18 protein-coding genes are annotated in these 18,573 nt (G+C 32.7%); all 18 read left to right on the top strand.

The features are described 5' to 3' along the window. Positions 1-59: 59 nt before the first annotated feature. Positions 60-641 (top strand): DUF1287 domain-containing protein, encoded by a 582-nt coding sequence (locus ACFSQ0_RS07425; protein WP_379046386.1) that lies wholly within the window; start codon positions 60-62, stop codon positions 639-641. A 221-nt stretch (positions 642-862) separates the two neighbouring features. Next, the gene (gene creD, locus ACFSQ0_RS07420; RefSeq protein WP_379046383.1) at positions 863-2,182 is read left to right on the top strand and encodes a cell envelope integrity protein CreD; all 1,320 of its coding nucleotides are present in this window, start codon (positions 863-865) and stop codon (positions 2,180-2,182) included. 222 nt (positions 2,183-2,404) lie between these two features. Further along, the gene (locus tag ACFSQ0_RS07415) at positions 2,405-3,106 is read left to right on the top strand and encodes a hypothetical protein (protein WP_379046380.1); all 702 of its coding nucleotides are present in this window, start codon (positions 2,405-2,407) and stop codon (positions 3,104-3,106) included. A 201-nt stretch (positions 3,107-3,307) separates the two neighbouring features. Then, a complete protein-coding gene (locus ACFSQ0_RS07410) occupies positions 3,308-3,883 on the top strand; it encodes a hypothetical protein (RefSeq protein WP_379046377.1) in 576 nt (191 codons plus the stop codon). A 181-nt stretch (positions 3,884-4,064) separates the two neighbouring features. Further along, positions 4,065-4,676 carry a hypothetical protein gene (locus ACFSQ0_RS07405; RefSeq protein WP_379046374.1) on the top strand — a complete coding sequence of 204 codons (612 nt, stop codon included), beginning with the start codon at positions 4,065-4,067 and terminating at the stop codon, positions 4,674-4,676. 453 nt (positions 4,677-5,129) lie between these two features. Beyond that, positions 5,130-5,669, top strand: a complete 540-nt coding sequence (locus ACFSQ0_RS07400) for a hypothetical protein (protein WP_379046371.1) — start codon at positions 5,130-5,132, stop codon at positions 5,667-5,669. Positions 5,670-6,083: 414 nt separating this feature from the next. After that, positions 6,084-6,494 (top strand): Fur family transcriptional regulator, encoded by a 411-nt coding sequence (locus tag ACFSQ0_RS07395; RefSeq protein WP_047788656.1) that lies wholly within the window; start codon positions 6,084-6,086, stop codon positions 6,492-6,494. Positions 6,495-6,561: 67 nt separating this feature from the next. After that, positions 6,562-8,745 carry a TonB-dependent receptor gene (locus ACFSQ0_RS07390; RefSeq protein ID WP_379046368.1) on the top strand — a complete coding sequence of 728 codons (2,184 nt, stop codon included), beginning with the start codon at positions 6,562-6,564 and terminating at the stop codon, positions 8,743-8,745. 1 nt (position 8,746) lies between these two features. Beyond that, entirely contained in the window at positions 8,747-9,541 is a 795-nt protein-coding gene (locus tag ACFSQ0_RS07385) for a cation transporter (RefSeq protein ID WP_379046366.1), read from the top strand. 285 nt (positions 9,542-9,826) lie between these two features. After that, positions 9,827-10,660 carry a hypothetical protein gene (locus ACFSQ0_RS07380; RefSeq protein ID WP_379046362.1) on the top strand — a complete coding sequence of 278 codons (834 nt, stop codon included), beginning with the start codon at positions 9,827-9,829 and terminating at the stop codon, positions 10,658-10,660. Between the two features lie 527 nt (positions 10,661-11,187). Further along, on the top strand, positions 11,188-11,823 hold the full coding sequence (locus ACFSQ0_RS07375; RefSeq protein ID WP_379046359.1) for a hypothetical protein: 636 nt from the start codon (positions 11,188-11,190) through the stop codon (positions 11,821-11,823). Between the two features lie 410 nt (positions 11,824-12,233). Next, complete coding sequence (locus ACFSQ0_RS07370) at positions 12,234-12,731, top strand: hypothetical protein (RefSeq protein ID WP_379046356.1); 498 nt, start codon at positions 12,234-12,236, stop codon at positions 12,729-12,731. A 475-nt stretch (positions 12,732-13,206) separates the two neighbouring features. Further along, the gene (locus ACFSQ0_RS07365; RefSeq protein ID WP_379046353.1) at positions 13,207-13,641 is read left to right on the top strand and encodes a hypothetical protein; all 435 of its coding nucleotides are present in this window, start codon (positions 13,207-13,209) and stop codon (positions 13,639-13,641) included. A 171-nt stretch (positions 13,642-13,812) separates the two neighbouring features. Beyond that, positions 13,813-14,922 carry a hypothetical protein gene (locus tag ACFSQ0_RS07360; protein WP_379046351.1) on the top strand — a complete coding sequence of 370 codons (1,110 nt, stop codon included), beginning with the start codon at positions 13,813-13,815 and terminating at the stop codon, positions 14,920-14,922. Positions 14,923-15,444: 522 nt separating this feature from the next. Continuing rightward, entirely contained in the window at positions 15,445-16,074 is a 630-nt protein-coding gene (locus ACFSQ0_RS07355; RefSeq protein WP_379046348.1) for a hypothetical protein, read from the top strand. A 55-nt stretch (positions 16,075-16,129) separates the two neighbouring features. Next, positions 16,130-17,062 carry a hypothetical protein gene (locus ACFSQ0_RS07350; RefSeq protein ID WP_379046345.1) on the top strand — a complete coding sequence of 311 codons (933 nt, stop codon included), beginning with the start codon at positions 16,130-16,132 and terminating at the stop codon, positions 17,060-17,062. Between the two features lie 296 nt (positions 17,063-17,358). Further along, positions 17,359-18,027, top strand: coding sequence for a hypothetical protein (locus ACFSQ0_RS07345; protein WP_379046342.1), 669 nt, complete (start codon positions 17,359-17,361; stop codon positions 18,025-18,027). Between the two features lie 61 nt (positions 18,028-18,088). Continuing rightward, positions 18,089-18,573: hypothetical protein (locus ACFSQ0_RS07340; protein ID WP_379046339.1), on the top strand; the 485-nt coding region annotated here is incomplete at its 3' end.

Here is an 18,573-nt window from a genome sequence, read left to right as displayed (position 1 = left end):
TTGCTAAATTAGGTGTTAAACCACGCAACGAAACCATAACCAAACATCTTACCCTCAATATGAAAAAATTATTTTTAATAACATTATTTTTAAGTTTTAAGCTCTGCTTTTCACAAACAACGGTTGAGAAAAATGATTTATCCGACTGTGCACTTGAGTTGACAAAACAAAAGGTAACTTATGACCCGAGCTACTTTTCAATTGATTATCCTAACGGAGATGTTCCGAGTGACAAAGGTGTTTGTACTGACGTTGTAATTCGTGCTTACCGAAAAATTGGAATTGACTTGCAAAAAGAAGTGCACGAGGATATGAAGGTAAACTTTAGTTCTTATCCAAAAATTTGGGGACTTAAATCAACCGACAAAAATATTGACCATCGGAGAGTTCCCAATTTAATGACTTTTTTTAAACGAAAAGGTGCCGAAAAATCTATATCTAAAGAAGCAATCGATTATAAACCTGGAGATATTGTTTGTTGGAGTTTAGGTGGATCTAAAACTCATATTGGAATCGTGGTAGATAAAAAATCAAAAGACGGAAAGCGGAATTTAATAGTTCATAACATTGGTGACGGACAAGTTTTAGAAGACTGTTTATTTGACTATAAAATAATCGGACACTATAGATATAAAATTTAGATTACACGTACTTAAAATGTATAACCGCAATTACGGCGTCCCGAGCCGTCGGGAGACTACGTCCGAATCTACTCGGAATTGCTGACGTCTGTACTTATCCGAAAATTATTAACTTTAAAACCGTGACTGACGGTTTTTCAAACCCGTTTCCTCATCTTTAAAATTTAATTTTACAGGACAATAGACACAAAAAATTTAACAGAATAAAATAAATACAGACTATGGAAAAACTCAAATCAAATATTTTTTTTAAAATTGGAGTCATTATTTTTTTAATCCTAATCTTGTTAATTCCGACTTCGATGGTTAAAGATTTAATTGATGAAAGAGAAGATGTTCAAACTAATGCAATTGATGAAGTTAGCTTAAAGTGGGGAAGCGGTCAAACAATTACGGGGCCATTTATTTCAATCCCTTACGATCGATATGTAAAGCGGTTCAATAAAAAAGATTCTATTAATGAAATAGTAAAAGTCAAAGAATGGGCACATTTTTTACCAGAAAATTTAGATATACGTGGGGAGATAAAACCAGAAAAAAGATATAGAGGAATTTATGAAGTAGTGGTATATGAATCTAAATTAAAAATTAATGGAAATTTCAATAATATTAATTTTAAACAATTTGATATCGAAAAGGCCAATATTCATTTCGATAAGGCTTCACTGAACTTTGGAATTAACGATTTAAAGGGAATAGAGAAGCAAGTATCTCTAAAGTGGAATAATAAGAATATTTCTTTTAATTCTGGTACATCTAATAAACAAATTGTTTCAAGTGGAATAAATGCATTAGTACCATTGCGTAAGGACAGCATTGTTAATTATGAATTTACAACTGAAATCGACTTAAAAGGTAGTCAATACCTATACTTCACACCTGTAGGCAAAACTACAGATGTTAATATTTCTTCAGATTGGAACACTCCTAGTTTTACTGGAACTTATTTACCTGACGAACGAACCGTTTCTGATCAAGGATTTACTTCAAATTGGAACATTCTTCATTTAAACAGAAACTTTCCGCAAGAATGGACAGGTAGTAAATATCAAATCGAAAAAAGTTCTTTTGGGACTGACTTGCTATTACCTGTTGATAATTACAAAAAGTCTTATCGCGTTGCCAAATATGCGATTTTGCTTTTAGTTTTAACTTATATGACATTCTTTTTTGTAGAAATTATGAAAAAAGTTTTTATTCACCCAATACAATATCTATTGGTAGGTATAGCTTTGATTGTTTTTTATACCCTATTATTATCTTTTAGTGAACATATAAAATTCAATCTTTCATATATTTTAGCCACTGTTTTAACGCTTACATTAATTTCACTATATACAATGGCAATATTAAGATCAAAACAAATTGGATTCTTCATTTTTAGTATTTTACTTATTATGTATACTTTTATTTTTACAATTATCCAATTAGAAGATTATGCTCTATTGATTGGAAGTCTTGGAATGTTTGTCATTTTGGGTATCGTGATGTATTTTTCTAGAAAAATTGATTGGTATGATATTAAACTTGGCAAGGAATAATTAGAATAAAAACTACACCACAAGAACTAAGCCTTTGTATGTCTGGTACAGCTTGCGTCACGTTCTCATAGCCCTATAAACCAAGATAGCTTCGACAGGTTAAGGTAAACCTATTTTAATTACGATCCAATAACCTTGATGCACTGTATCTAGTACAAAATTGTATTAAAAATGTAAATTTGATTTGATATAACGAGTTGCCTACAATTATGAAAAACGTCTATGAAAAAGAGTTTAATAATATTGGTAATAATTGCTTTTGCGTTTCAAAGTTGCGAAAAGGAAGATGATTTAATAAGTCAAAACTGTGAAGCAGATTGTACTGAAATAGTCGGAAAATTGATGACTGATGATGGAACTACACCAATAACAAATCAGAAAATTACTGTTGTCTGGGACAATACAAGCTTAGGATTCGGAACAGTAAGAACAAAAGCGACTGCAAGAACTGACTCAAATGGCGACTTTAGTATAAGTTTCTTTATGCGAGACGACGAATTAGAAAGCGGAATTCATAGAATGAGATTTGATAGACTTAATGAAAATGAATTTCTTCGTTCAGATTTGAATGGAATGCCGTCAATTCCATCTGTTCGGGATACTTTGGTTGTTCGGAACCATAATATTGTTAAGAAAGCTTTTGTGAATTTAACTCTATTAAATCTTGACGACATCCAAGGTAGTGACCGACTTTGGACAAATTTTGAATATCCACGACCCTCAGGTTTTTCTCAATCTATCGATGGCAATATAAGAGGTTGGACAAACGAGTTTGACAGCAATCAATTATTGGAAACAGCAGGAAATCAACCAGTGGTTATTGAAATTGTACGTAAAATTAACGATATAACAACGAGAGAAAACGATACGCTATTTATCGATGCAGGAAAAACTTTGGATTACATAGTTGATTTCAATAATTAAAAAACTAGTGCCAATAACTAAACCTTCCCCCCGCTGCTGCGCGATTGCATCGCGTTCTTCTTGCCTTTTAAACCGAGTCAACTCGACTGGTTAAATCTGACTCTAACACATTCACTCCTCAATAACTTAGTTACACTTTAACCAATAAAGAAATTGTTTTAAAAGTGTATATTTGGGTTGATATAACGAGTTGTGCAAAATATGACAAAATTCACTCTAATATTAACAATTCTGATTTCTTTAAATATTTCAGCACAAGAATTTCAAAAAATATTCTTTGAGGATTTTGTTGAATGTTATTACTCTAAAAAATCAAATGAATCAATTCTAATTTTCAATAAACCAAATGGATATAAAATTGGCGAATTGAATCAATTGACTGAAAAGAATTGTTGGTACAAATTCGCAATTTCCGATTCAAAAAATGGTTGGTTAAAGATTGAAAATATTCTGGTAGTTCCTTCGTGCGGTGATAATGAAGATGCAAATGATTTTAAAAAATATAAAGACAGTTGGATTCTCGCAAAAAACTTAAAAATAAATATTGCGGATCTAAATGTTTCACAAGAGATTGGAATTAAATTCTTTAAAAACCCTAATTTAAATTCTGATATAGTTTATCAATCTGAAAAGTTTATGGAAACAGAACTAATAGAAATAAACGGACTTTGGGCTAAAGTATCATTTATTACTAATGGTGAAAAAAAAATTGGATGGTTACAAAGAAAAGACCAATGTGCTTATCCTTGGACTTCTTGTCCTTTTAAAACGAATTAAAATACTTTGCACAACAACGTTTATCTTCAATCGTGGCTTTGTGTCCTGCGGACACAGACGCTGGCGCGTCGAAGTCATTTCTTTTTACTATCTTCATTTCCTAAATTCCCACAACTGAAAGATAAACAAAACCGTTGTGCGTCATTTAAGAAAACCCGTGAAATACATTAAACTGATTTTAATGTTACTTTTTTTTGGTTCGTGCTCAACGAATAAATCGGTAATTGGTTTATATGGAAAGTGCGGAAAAAATTATTTAGCTTGTACTCAAATTGAACTGAAATCGGACAAAACTTTTGAATATTTCATTTTTATGGATGTTGATGGTGGAACTGTTGTAAAAGGAAATTGGGAGCAAATATCCAAAGACAGTATAAAATTAAACACATTTGAACAACCAAAAAACCCAAGCACGACTTATAGCGGAAAAATAAATCCTGACCGAATTGACAACGTGAAAATCACAATCCGAGATTTAGAATTACCACTTGCAGCAGCATTTATTGTAATTAATGACCAAAACGAGGGAAAAGCGGCTGACGTGAATGGAATTGCGGAATTGAAAGCTCAAGAAATTAAGACGATTACATATCATTATTTAGGACAAAAAGAAACTATAAAAATCGACAATCCGAATTTTAACGAAATAGAAATTATTGTAAGGGATTTGGACTTAAATGCTGTACCAAGATTTTTGACTGATAAAATAATGACTTTAGAAAATGGAAAATTGTTTTTTAACGATGGATATTCATTAAAGAAAACCAACTTAAAAAACAGACAATGGAAATAAAAAACGAACGCACAATAACTAAGCGTTCCCCAATGAAAAATCGGGGCAAGCTGTGTGGCCGGTACAGCTTGTCACGACTTCTTTTTTCGGCAGCCTAACAAGAACGCCGTATTGACTAACCCGGCTGTTTGTCGGTTGGTACTATGGGGATTAATCTATTGCTGTGCTGCTCTTTTAGAGATGATTAGCCACATTTCTTTTCTTAGCGGTAGACTTAGGATACCCAAAAAGCTTATAAATTGCACCTCTTTGCGTATTGAATGGTTTATTGCTATCCCCGCTAGTGCGCGGTTGCATCGCGTTCACCTTGCCTTTTAAACCGAGTCAACTCGACAGGTTAATGATGACTCTATCTTATTTACATCGCAATTAGCTGGTAGCGCTTTACCCAGTACAAAATTGTTTTAAAAGTGTATATTTGGGTTGATATAACGAGTTGCCACCAATTAAAAAATGACCTCGGAAAACTTCAAAATTGAACTTCTAAAAACAAATTGGATATCTGAAACAGATACTCAAACTGACTTATGTGCTCACGGACAAATACGAGTGAATATTGGAAATGAAATTGTTGTTGACCAAACCGAAAATAGTGGCTGGACGATTAGTGCAACCGCTCAACTCTTACTTCGTACTTTGGAACGGAATCACACAAAGGAAAATCCCGTTGGAGACCAATTAGTCCCTTGTTGTGGACACTTTTTGGTATTTGAAAATGATATGGAAGAAGTTTATATTGGAAGTTGTCCGACTGGAATTGATTGGGAAGTTACTCACGAAAACGGAATTGTAACGCTGAAAACAGAAAGCGGAACTGAAACAAAAATTGATTTTGAGAATTATAAAAGCGAAGTTTTAAGTTTTGTCGATGAAGTTGAGGAGTTTTATAAAAATAGTCCTGAAAAAGAAATCCCGGAAGACGAATTTGACCGAAGAGGATATTTGCAGTTCTGGAAAGAATGGAATGAAAAAAGAAATAAATGGAAAAAATAACTGGTGGCAACAACGTATAACGCGTATTGTGCACGGCTGGTTAACAGTATTTGATTTCTTACAGATTTATAACAAAACTAGCTTTAACTGAAAAATACGTAACTTCACAAGCGCACAACACGAGGCGTTATACAATCCCGTCAGACTGTCTCAAAACCTCTAATTTTGTATTGAGTATTCGGGTAGCTACCTGAGAAAATTTTAGAATACTTGATTCTCATAAGGTTGTTTTGAGTTTTGAGACGGACTGCCGTTGTGCATAATGCAAAAAATCGTGCTAAATTCAACATTTGAACTAAAAAAGCCAACCGCACAAACAGCACATTTATTTTTTTGCCAACGCGAAATACCAACGCTAAAAAAATAAAAGAGCTGTTTTTCGCCAACGCTCGAAAAAAATGATACATTAGGAAAATGCAAACCGAAGAAGAAATCCTAAAAATAAAAAAAGTAAAAAACACCGCAGTCAGAACTGTGGTTTTACGTCATCTTTTGAGCCAAGAAAAAGCACAATCGTTGAAAGATATTGAAAACGCATTGGCATATACTGACAGAAGTTCGATTTTCAGAACGCTGAAAACATTTGAGGAAAACAAAGTTATCCACAGCATTGAAGATGGTTCTGGAATGACCAAATATGCGGTTTGTGCCAAAGGCTGTAACTGCGACCCAAAGGATTTGCACTATCATTTTTACTGTACAAACTGCGATAAAACATTCTGCCTTTTCGATGTTCCAATTCCTCAAATTGAACTTCCTCAAAACTTCAAACTACAACAAGCTAATATGGTTGTAAAAGGCTTGTGCGACAACTGCAACAAGTAATCTTTGCAATCGAGTTGCAATAAAAGGAATTTACATTTGTACTATTCTTTTAAATCAGAATAAGCAGATGAAAAACATATTTTTAAACACATTATTTTTATTCGTATCAATCATATCGTTCTCACAGACGAGCGATATTTCCATTTCTGTTAGCGATGCAGGAACCAACGAACCATTATTGGGTGCTACCGTCTATTTTGAAGAATTAGCAAAAGGAGCAGTAACAGATTTTTACGGAATTGCCACATTTACAGAAATCCCAAATGGAAACCACATTATAAAAATTTCATACATAGGCTTCAAAACCATAGAAACTACTATTGATGTTGGAACAAAAAAGGAGTTCGCTTTCAAGCTCGAATCTGGAGGTAATGAACTTGACGAAGTTGTCATACAATCTTCAAGAAGTACACGAACTGTTAGAAAAATTCCAACTCGAATTGAATTTATTGGAGCGGAAGAATTAGGCGAAAAAGCAGTAATGAACCCGACAAATATTTCAATGGTACTTCGAGAAAGTACAGGCATACAGATGCAACAAACTTCGTTAAGTAGCGGAAATACCAACATTAGAATTCAAGGTCTCGATGGACGCTATACACAACTTTTGAGAGATGGATTTCCACTTTATGGCGGTTTTTCCAGCGGTTTGAGTATTTTACAAATTCCGCCATTGGACTTAAAACAATTTGAAATAATAAAAGGAAGTTCATCAACACTTTATGGTGGTGGAGCAATTGGAGGTTTGATAAATATGGTATCAAAAACACCAGATGAAGAACCAACTTTGGATATTATGTTGACACAAACACAAGCGTTAGGAAGTACTGCGAATGTATTTTATAGCAAACGAAATGAAAAATTTGGTGTTTCACTTTATGGTTCAGGTCATTATCAAAAAGCGTATGACCCAGAAGATGATGACTTTAGTAACTTGCCAAAAACAACTTCGATTTCATTCAACCCAAAGTTCTTTTATTATCCATCGGAAAAAACAACATTTTGGTTTGGCTTAAACGGAACGTATGACGACAGAATTGGTGGCGACATCACAAAAATTGAAAGTGGCGAAAATGGCGTCCATCAATATACCGAAGAAAACGTATCGAAAAGATTGAGCAGTCAAGCGGTTTACGAAACTCAAATAGATTCCGTCAGTTCATTAACTATCAAAAATAGTATCTCGTTCTTCGACAGAGAACTGACCATTCCCGATTTTACATTTGACGGTAAACAAACCAATACATTCACAGAAATAAACTATCAAAAGTCAGCCAATAAAACTGATTGGATTTTTGGTGCAAACCTATATGCTTCTGATTTTGATGAAAATGATAATGCAACTTTGCAACGCGACCAAACGGATATAACTTATGGAGCATTTGTAAATAACATTTATGACATTTCGGATAATTGGATTTTGGAAACAGGATTGCGAGCAGATTACAATACCGATTTTGGCTTTTTCCCGCTTCCACGAGTTTCATTGCTATACAAAAACGATAGCGGATTTTCCAGCAGAATTGGTGGTGGTTTAGGTTACAAAATTCCTGATATTTTTACAGAAGAGGCGGAATTTATCAATTTTGAAAATGTACTTGGTATTGATAAATCTTCACTAAATGCGGAACGTTCTTACGGTGTAAATCTTGACTTCAACTATCAAACACGTTTATTTGAAACAATTGGTTTTTCTATTAATCAACTGTTTTATATAACTGCGATTAATGATGCATTACTGTTAAATTCAACTGATAATGGATTTTTCCAATTTGAGAATGCAACAGATGAAATTTTGAGCAAAGGTGCTGAAACAAACATCAAGTTTACCTATAAAGATTTTCGTTGGTTCTTGAATTATGCACTCATTGACACAAAATTGAATTATTTGGCTGGCAATCCACAAAAACCTCTAACTGCAAAACATAACGCAGGAAGTGTTTTGATGTACGAATCTGAAAAATGGCGAATCGGTTATGAAACGTTTTACACAGGAAAACAATTTTTGTCTAATGGAACAGAAACAACCGATTTTGTAACGATGGGATTATTGTTAATGCGAAACTTTAAATTTGGTAGTGCTTTTGTGAATTTTGAAAACTTTACCGATAGAAGACAAAGCAAATTCTCGCCTTTGGTTTTGCCACCACACGACAATCCAGAATTTCCCGAAATCTATGCACCAACAGACGGTTTTATATTTAGCGTTGGAATAATTATCAAACCTTTTGGAAACGAAGATGACGACTAAAATGAACAAAACAATTTTTGAAATCAGTAAAATGGATTGTCCTTCCGAGGAAAATCTAATCCGAATGAAACTGGACGGAATTGAAGAAATCAAAAATCTCGATTTTGACATTCCCAACCGAAAATTGACCGTTTTTCACGATGGTCATAACGACCAAATTGAAAAGTCAATTATCGAATTAAAATTAGGCGGAAAGAAAATCTCGACCGAAGAAACCAACAAAAAAGATTTTGTAGAAAACACCAACCAAAAAAAGCTACTTTGGATTGTACTGGCGATAAATTTTGTCTTCTTCATTATCGAAATGACCACAGGGCTCATCTCGAAATCAATGGGATTGGTTGCCGATAGTTTGGATATGCTTGCCGATAGTTTTGTTTACGGAATTAGTTTGTTTGCGGTTGGCGGAACAGTAATAAAGAAAAAACGGATTGCCAAACTTGCTGGATATTTTCAAATAATACTTGCGATTATTGGATTTGTAGAAGTCTTGAGAAGATTTTTCGGAAACGAGAAACTTCCCGATTTTTCAACAATGATTATAGTTTCGATTTTTGCACTTATTGCAAACGGAATTTGTCTTTATATTTTGCAAAAGTCAAAGAGCAAAGAAGAAGCACATATGAAAGCGAGTATGATTTTCACTTCGAATGACGTGATTATCAATTTGGGAGTAATTATTGCAGGAATTTTAGTGCATTATTTGAGTTCTAATAAACCTGATTTGATTATCGGAACAATTGTTTTTGCATTGGTAATTCAAGGAGCATTTCGGATTTTGAAATTAAGTAAGTGAACTAAAAAAGCGCTACTTACAATAACTAAGCGTTCGAATGCCTGGTACAGCTTGCATCGCGCTTTCTATCCCTTTTAAGTCAAGTCAACTCGATAGGTTAAGGTAAACCTATTTTAATTACGAGCCAATATCCTTGATGCATTTTATCCAATAAGGAACTGTTATTAAAAGTGTATATTTGGGTTGATATTACGAGTTGTGCAACATTTATAAATCAAAATTTTTAGTGACATTTGAATTTTATTTTGGTTTTGAAGTTTGATTATTATTTGAAATAGTTTATTGATGAGAGCAAAATTTATCTTTTTATTTATAGTTTTTTATTGCAATATTAGTCAAAGTCAAAATCTATATACTTTAAAATCATCTGAGGATAATTCACCTATAAAATATGCTTATATTTATGCAAATAATAATATATTAACTTCTAGTGATTCTTTAGGCATATTTAAAATTAAAGATAAATACTTAAATTCAACAATTAAGATAGAAGCACTTGGTTATAAAACTCTTGATAGTGTTCCAATTAAAAACACATCAAATATTTTAATGGAAATTAAACCAATTACATTAAGTGAGGTTGTTTTAACTCAGAAAAAAAATTCAAAAAAATATAAATTAGGAAAAGCTAAAAATGGAAATGTAGGCATTGTTTGTACTATTCAAAATAACACCATATCACAAGTTTCTAAATTATTTAAAAAACCAACTCAAAATATAGTATTCCTAGATAAAGTTAAGTTTAAAACATTATGCTCGGATAAAAATAGAATATTATCAGTATTCATTTATTCCGTAGATAACAATGGTAAGCCAGGTAGAATCCTTAATAATGAAGACATAATATGCAATTTAAAAAAAGGGCACAACGCATTTGAATTAGACTTAAGCCATTTAAATATAACTTTTCCTGAAAAAGGTGTTTTCATCGCCTTGAATTATATTTTTTTGAATCAAAATAAATGTTTTCCTAATAAAAATAATAACTGGTATTATTATGAACCATCAATTGACGCAATAAGCGTTGATAATTATACTGATAGTTGGTATAATATTAATGGTTTATGGAAAAAATCACAAACATATAGTATTAGTATGCAGTTAACCGTAACTAACTAGTAAGTTTCTATGATGACTGGTTTTGCGAAATTAAAAAGTTATATCAACAGAAAAAAGCGAATTTTGAATTTAACGAATAAAAAACGTTGCACAATAACTAAGCGTTCCCCAATGAAAAATCGGGGCAAGCTGTGTGGCCGGTACAGCTTGTCCCAACTTCTTTTTTCGGGAGCCTAACATGAACGCCGTGTTTACTAACCCGGCTGTTTGTCGGTTGGTACTATGGGGATTAATCTATTGCTGTGCTGCTCTTTTAGAGATGATTAGCAACATTTCTTTTCTTAGCGGTAGACTTAGTATACCCAAAAAGCTTATAAATTGCACCTCTTTGCGTATTGAATGGTTTATTGCTATCCCCGCTAGTGCGCGGTTGCATCGCGTTTTCTATCCCTTTTAAGCCAAGTCAACTCGACAGGTTAATGATGACTCTATCTTATTTACTTCCCAATAACCTAGTTGCATTTTATCCAATAAAGAAATTGTTTTAAAAGTGTATATTTGGGTTGATATAACGAGTTAGCACCAATATGAAAATGGAAACAACTTTACAAGTTTTAGAAATAATAAATTACATTGCAACTATCATTCTTGTTATTGTAGCAATAATCGGATTGCAACAACTAAAAATATCTAAAGAAACAAGAAAAATAACTTCAAAAAGAGAAGCATTCAAAATTGCTGCTGAACAGTGTAATTTCTATTTGGAGAAAATTATTCCTGAAATCAATAAATTAAATAAAGTGATTGAAAAAAAAGAACTTGATTTCTTTTCTAAATCACAAGTGAATATTGACGGAGAGAAGATATCTGTTGTTCCCTACACCGAAAATGATTCTATTGAAAGATTAATTGATAAAGGAATAGATGAAGTAATGACTGTCAGCAATCTATTAGAAAGTTTCTCTCTTTATTTTGTTTCTGGAGTTGCTTCAGAAGAAGTTGGATTTAATACTGTTGGAAATACCTTCGTTTATTCAGTGAAAAACTATTTACCTTTTTATATTTCTATGTCGAATAGTGGAGCTTACAAACACACATTATCTTTATTTGTAAACTGGAACAATAAAATTGAATTAGAAAAACTTAATAAAGAAAAAGATAAAATAGAAAAGAAATTAAAAGGAAGCAAAACGGTAACAATAAAAACAATAGGAACTGAATAAATACTGGTGCTAATAACTAAGCGTTCGTGTGGCCGGTACAGCCTAACATGAACGCCGTATTGACTAACCCGGCTGTTTTTCGGTTGGTACTATGGGGATTAATCTATTGCTGTGCTGCTCTTTTAGAGATGATTAGCAACATTTCTTTTCTTAGGGGTAGACTTAGGATACCCAAAAAGCTTATAAATTGCACCTCTTTGCGTATTGAATGGTTTATTGCTATCCCCGCTAGTGCACGGTTGCATCGCGTTCTTCTTACCTTATCACCAAAACTAGCCTCAACAAGTTAATACTGCACCTGTCTTATTTACATCGCAATTAGCTGGTAGCGCTTTACCCAATACAAAATTGTATTAAAAATGTATATTTGAGTTGATATAACGAGTTGGCAAACATTTGAAAAAAACGAAATGAAGATAATTCCGTCTGATAAAATTGAAATAATAACTACTCTTTCAAATCAAGAAGTTAGAAAAATATTAGCGGAAAATATTCGACCAAAAAAAGGATTGAAAATTGGATTTGACAAATCTCATAAAAAGGAATTGTTTGAAGGAAATTTTGAACAAGACAGGTTTGAAATTCAACGAATAATAACAGGTCGGAATTCTTTTCTTCCTCAAATCAAAGGAAAAATTCAACCGAATATAAATGGAACCAAATTAGTTGCGGATTTAAAAGTTCACACTTTCGTAATTGTGTTTATGCTATTCTGGCTGACTTTTGTCGGATTTGCCTTCATTATGGGAATTATAGGAGTTATAAATCAAGGAACTAATCCTATTTTGCTGATTTTTCCATTAATAATGATTGGTTTTGGAATTGGACTGGTACATTACGGATATAATAGTCAAAAGGACAAGTCTATAACTGATTTAGAGAAAATTATAAACGGACAACTAAAATAAAAAACGTGCTACAATAACTAAGCGTTCCCCAATGAAAAATCGGGGCAAGCTGTGTGGCCGGTACAGCTTGTCCCGACTTCTTTTTTCGGCAGCCTAACATGAACGCCGTATTGACTAACCCGGCTGTTTGTCGGTTGGTACTATGGGGATTAATCTATTGCTGTGCTGCTCTTTTAGAGATGATTAGCAACATTTCTTTTCTTCGCGGCAGACTTAGGATACCCAAAAAGCTTATAAATTGCACCTCTTTGCGTATTGAATGGTTTATTGCTATCCCCGCTGCATCGCGATTGCATCGCGTTCTTCTTGTCTTTTAAACCAAGTCAACTCGACTGGTTAAATCTGACTCTAATTTATTCATTCCTAAATAACTTAGTTGCACTTTATCCAATAAAGAAATTGTTTTAAAAGTGTATATTTGGGTTGATATAACGAGTTGTAAGCCATTTAAACCCAAAAAACAGATAGAATACTTATGAAAAAGAACTTTTTGACATTAATTTTAGGAATTCTGATAATTTCTTGTTCTTCAAACGATGATAACACCGAAACAATGAGTCTAGAAGAAAAAATCCTTGAAGGCACTTGGAATTTCCAAAGGCACGGAGAAGTATGCTCAAATGGATTTGATTTAGGTGAAGGAAACGCATATGAATTTAGGTTTTTAACAGACAATACTGTTGATTTCACTGACCCTGGATACTTAACAAGTTCTCATTATGAATTAAATGGAAATGAATTAATACTTGAGACAACTTATACATTACCCTCAGGTAGTACACGAGAATTTATTGGAAACTATATCTATTCAGAAAATAATGGGAATTTTACAGGGACTAATACATTTAATGCTTACGATGATGGTGAAACTCTTTGGACTTGTAACGGAACAACAAGTATTTTCAAATAAAAAACGGCTTACAACAACGGCTATAGTTCATTACGGCTGAAATTCCTAATCGGAATTTCGAGCCTTTTTGCTAAATTTATGGTTACGGCGGAATGATACTCGCGTACCATTCCGTAACGAAACCATAGCCAAAACCGTTGTGGGTAATGTAACCAAACCTTATAGAAAGAAATGAATGTAGAAAGTTTACTTAATAAGATTAAGATATTTACAGAGTTAGTTATCGACTCTGGATTTAAAAGAGATGTGATTGACTATAAACAATCAATAGCTCAAGCTCAAAACCAGAATTTAGTCTTTATGAAAGGGCTTTCTCAAAGTATAAAGGAGAATCTGATTTACTTTGAAAACAATTCCCTTGATAACGAATTAAATAGTGTTTTACGAGAGAATGAGCCATTTACTTCTCTAAATACATTGGAGGAATTAGAAGAATTGGATACGGACAAAGAAATTGATGGTCAACAATATTTTCAAAAGTTCAATCAAATTTTAAATAGACTTCAAAATGCAATACAAACAAACGAATCTGAACTAAATACAGTCAAAACAACTTTTGACAAATATGTTTCAGAAGATGATGAGTATGACGATGACGGAGAACAAGCCGTTATGTCTCTGATATTCAAAGACCTTAAATCCACAGGAAGCTTAAAGGAATTTTCAAGAGTATTACATAGATGGAATAGAACTTTACTTATTTACCATACTCTATTAAAATCTGAATCACCAAAAGAAATTTCGCTTGTTGAAATTCAGAATGGTTCAATAGATGTAATCTTTAATATAGACTTTGATGTTGCCATAGATTTGACTGAATTAATCAAAACTGGATTAAAAGTTTACGGAGCATATTTATTGTATAAATCCAAAACTGCTAAAGAGATTATTGCTTCATATATGGGTAATAAAAAACTAATTGCAACGGAGAAAGAAAGAGAAAAATTAATGTTAGATAATATTAAGGATTCGATAAAATTAAAAGCTCTTGAACAACATAAAGAAAATTTAAAAACTGATTCGCCACCGACAAAAACTGGAGCAACTAAAAAAGCAGATGAAGTAGCGAAAGTTATTACCGACCATATCGTAAAAGGCAATGAGGTTAAGCTGTTAACACCACCTGAACCGGAAGAGGAGGATAAACCAGATATGTCAACTGAATTAAGAACAGAAACTGCAACTGTAAGAGAAAGGTGGAAAAAGCTGGACGAGAAAGAAAAACAATTATTGCTCGACAAATACACAATTAAGGAAGAAGAAGAAAAAAAGGATGAATAAAACACTACCCACAATAACTAAGCGTTCCCCAATGAAAAATCGGGGCAAGCTGTGTGGCCGGTACAGCTTGTCCCGGCTTCTTTTTTCGGGAGCCTAACATGAACGCCGTGTTGACTAACCCGGCTGTTTGTCGGTTGGTACTATGGGGATTAATCTATTGCTGTGCTGCTCTTTTCGAGATGATTAGCAACATTTCTTTTCTTAGCAGTAGACTTAGGATACCCAAAAAGCTTATAAATTGCACCTCTTTGCGTATTGAATGGTTTATTGCTATCCCCGCTAGTGCGCGGTTGCATCGCGTTCTTCTTGCCTTTTAAACCGAGTCAACTCGACTGGTTAAATCTGACTCTAACACATTCACTCCTCAATAACTTAGTTGCACTTTATCCAATAAAGAAATTGTTTTAAAAGTGTATATTTGGGTTGATATAACGAGTTAGCAATAAGTTAAAATAAAAATGGGGAAATTAGCCGAACAGGAACCATAAAACAATAGTAGGCACAAACTAAATTTAAATAATTATGAAAAATTTAAAATTATCATTACATTTTTTAATTGCACTTTTTGTTAGTGCGGTTATATTTACAGGTTGTTCAGTAGACAATGAACAAATTGAAGAGGAAGTAGCAATTGATGAAAAGTCTTTAAATGAAAGTTTAACTTCTTATCAAAATTACACCGAATCAGAGAATAGAACAGCTGAAATTGATGGCTACCTTGTCAGAGAAGTTTTTGTTGGGGATGAAGAAATAGCTAGCAGGTACATCTTTGAAAGTACCCAAGTAGAAGAAACCGGAACTTATGTAGATGTAGACAGAGAAAACTTTACCTTAACTGTAACAGACATAGAAACCGCTGAGCAAGTTGTTTATAATGAAATAAATCAATTTTATGAATATGGACCAACAGACCAGTTTGATATTATTAGAATCATAATAAACCCTACCTTTCCAGACCCCATTACTGGAGAGCCTCAACCAGTTACACTAGGTTGGCGTTATTCTTATGGCTCTTGTGTAAATGGTGTAAGAGGTGTGTATAGAGCATACTATATTCTTGGTTTTAAAATTACTAAAGAAGAGCGTGTTATGGATAAGAACAACCCTAACAAGCAAGAAACTGTCGGATGTAATGAAGAGTACCAACCATAAATTAATCAATAACGGTACTGTTACATTTAGCAGTACCGTTTTTTAATAAAAGCAAATGAAAAATGCAATTATTTATATTTTACTGCTATTAACTTTAAATAGTTTTAGTCAAAAATTTATCGTTGTAGACAATGACACTTACGATTTAGTCGAATCTGTTTCCTTTACAATTTATAATGATAAAAAGGTTGTTTACCAAGGTATAACTAAAAATAATAAAGCAACTCCAATTCCGGAAGGTCTACAATACAATAAAATAGAATTTACTAAAACAGATTATAAAAAGCACACTATAGAAACAGAAAATTTGAATGAAGCCGTTTACCTATCTAAAGAATACATACAATTAGATGATCTGGTAATTTCTTCAAAAAAAGAGGGCTCTATTATTTTGGGGGAATCAAATAGAATTATAAATTCTCAAAGTAGATTTTTAGTATCAAATAAAGATTCTGGTATAATTTTCAGAAACTATATAAAGAATTTATATATTAATCAAACTACTTTTTATGTAGACAAAGTTAAATATAAAACTGCATATAAAATTCACTTTTTTGAAGTCGAAGAAAGTTTGCCCTTTGGCAATCTACAAACGCTTCAATTTAATAAAAAAATATATTCAACCGATACACTTTACTTAAACCCAAAAGATAAAAATAGAATTGAGATTGAACACAAAGAGAATATTGTATTTGAAGAAAACAAAACAGTATTTGTTTGTATTGAAGCCTTATATTATTTAGATGAAGATTATAATCAATTTATACCAGAAAATAGTGATAGGACTAAATTGAAGTTTCAACTATCTAATGAAAACAACTATTATGCTAAGACTGTAGACGCAAATTCAGGTAAAGTATCTCTTGAATTACGTAATTCAAATCTTATGGTTAAATATGATTTTGCTAATTACCTATTTAAAACCCCACATAAAAGTATTCTTATAACTCCTGCAATACAACTACACGTAACAGAGACAAAATTATAAAACAAAAAACCTATTGCTAACAGCGTATATCGCAAATTGCTACGGATTTATCCTCACGGATAAATCCTCACGTGTTCGAAATGTTTGCGTTTTTTAGCTATCTTAGTCCCAACTCGACCGCAACTTGGATCGATATACAAAACCGTTATGCCACATTAAAATCAGCATTACGGTCAAAAAGGACTGACCATCCATTCTTATGTGAGTGATGTCGTTTCAAAAAATCCATCACAATATTTTAATTAAAATATAATAATCTAGCTTTCTAAATAAAATGAGAGCATAAAAATTTTAAGATGAAGAATCAAAAATTAAATTTGAGCCTAATACTATTAGGCATTGTATTATTTTTCGGCTGTTCAAGAGATGAAGTTTTGAACAACGAAGTAAAGAGTTTAGAAAAAAACGGGCAATTAAAAGATGTTAATAGGTCTAAAACTTCTGAGGAATACGAAATGCAAACCAATTCAACAGAAGGTTGGTATTTTGATATTATCAATTCAAACAATGCTACTGCTGAATTTAATGCATTGTCAAATGAAGAAAAGGCGAATTTTTGGGTTATCAAATACAATATATTTGAAGAAAATTCCGAACTTTCCGATGAACAAATGCAGTATTTGAACATTTTATCTAGCTTTGTTCACGACGCCCATCTTAATCAAAACTACAATGAATATGAATTTAATGTATTGAATAAACACATCCTTGCGGTGTTCGAGCCTAATCAAGTAATCGACTTAATATATTACCTCGACACCCCGTCATTAGGTGTCGAACCCAATGCGTGCTTTTGGTGCAATGAAATTGTGGATCCAGGACCTTGTGAAATAAAAGAAAGGCCTCAAGGCGGTTATTACCTGGCAAGAAATGCCACGGTCAAAAAATATCGTTTTGGCATTGCTATGGGAGGAGGTTCAGTTGAAGTTCCTTGCACTTGGCAAGAATGGGTCGCAGAAGGATAAATATTTTGAATGAACATAACCTCTCGGATATATTGTCGGAGAGGTTAAAAATTTTTTAATTATGAACAAATATTTTTTGTTGGTTTTTCTGTTTCTTTTATTAATGTTCAACTTGGTAAGCGCGCAAAAGCACTATTATTTTGTTTCCAATAATGATTTTGATACCATCTCCAATTACAAACTTAAAGTATACAACCAAACCGACCCGATAATATATCTTCCTGGAAAAAATAATGCGCTTGACCTGAGCCTAGAAAAGATTGAAAAAGCCGACTCCATTGTTTTGTATTTTGATTATTGGTATCAAGAAAAAATTCCTAAAAGAAAATTTGATAAAAATCTAATTTATATAAATAAGCAATTGTATTTGGAGGAAGTGGTAGTGGTAAAAAAAGAAACTAAGACAATAGGTACATTTAATAAAAATATTAAAGGCATAAACACGCAAAATTCTCGTGGCGATATAGTGAGTTTCGAATTAAAACAACCCATAGAGATTGAAAGTTTCAGCATTTTAATTCACAAAAATAAAGTTGAAAATTCGGC

Source organism: Mesonia sediminis (assembly GCF_042684705.1).
GTDB lineage: Bacteria > Bacteroidota > Bacteroidia > Flavobacteriales > Flavobacteriaceae > Mesonia > Mesonia sediminis.
The sequence above is the reverse complement of the archived record's forward strand: the minus strand, read 5'-3'. Positions and strand labels throughout refer to the sequence as shown.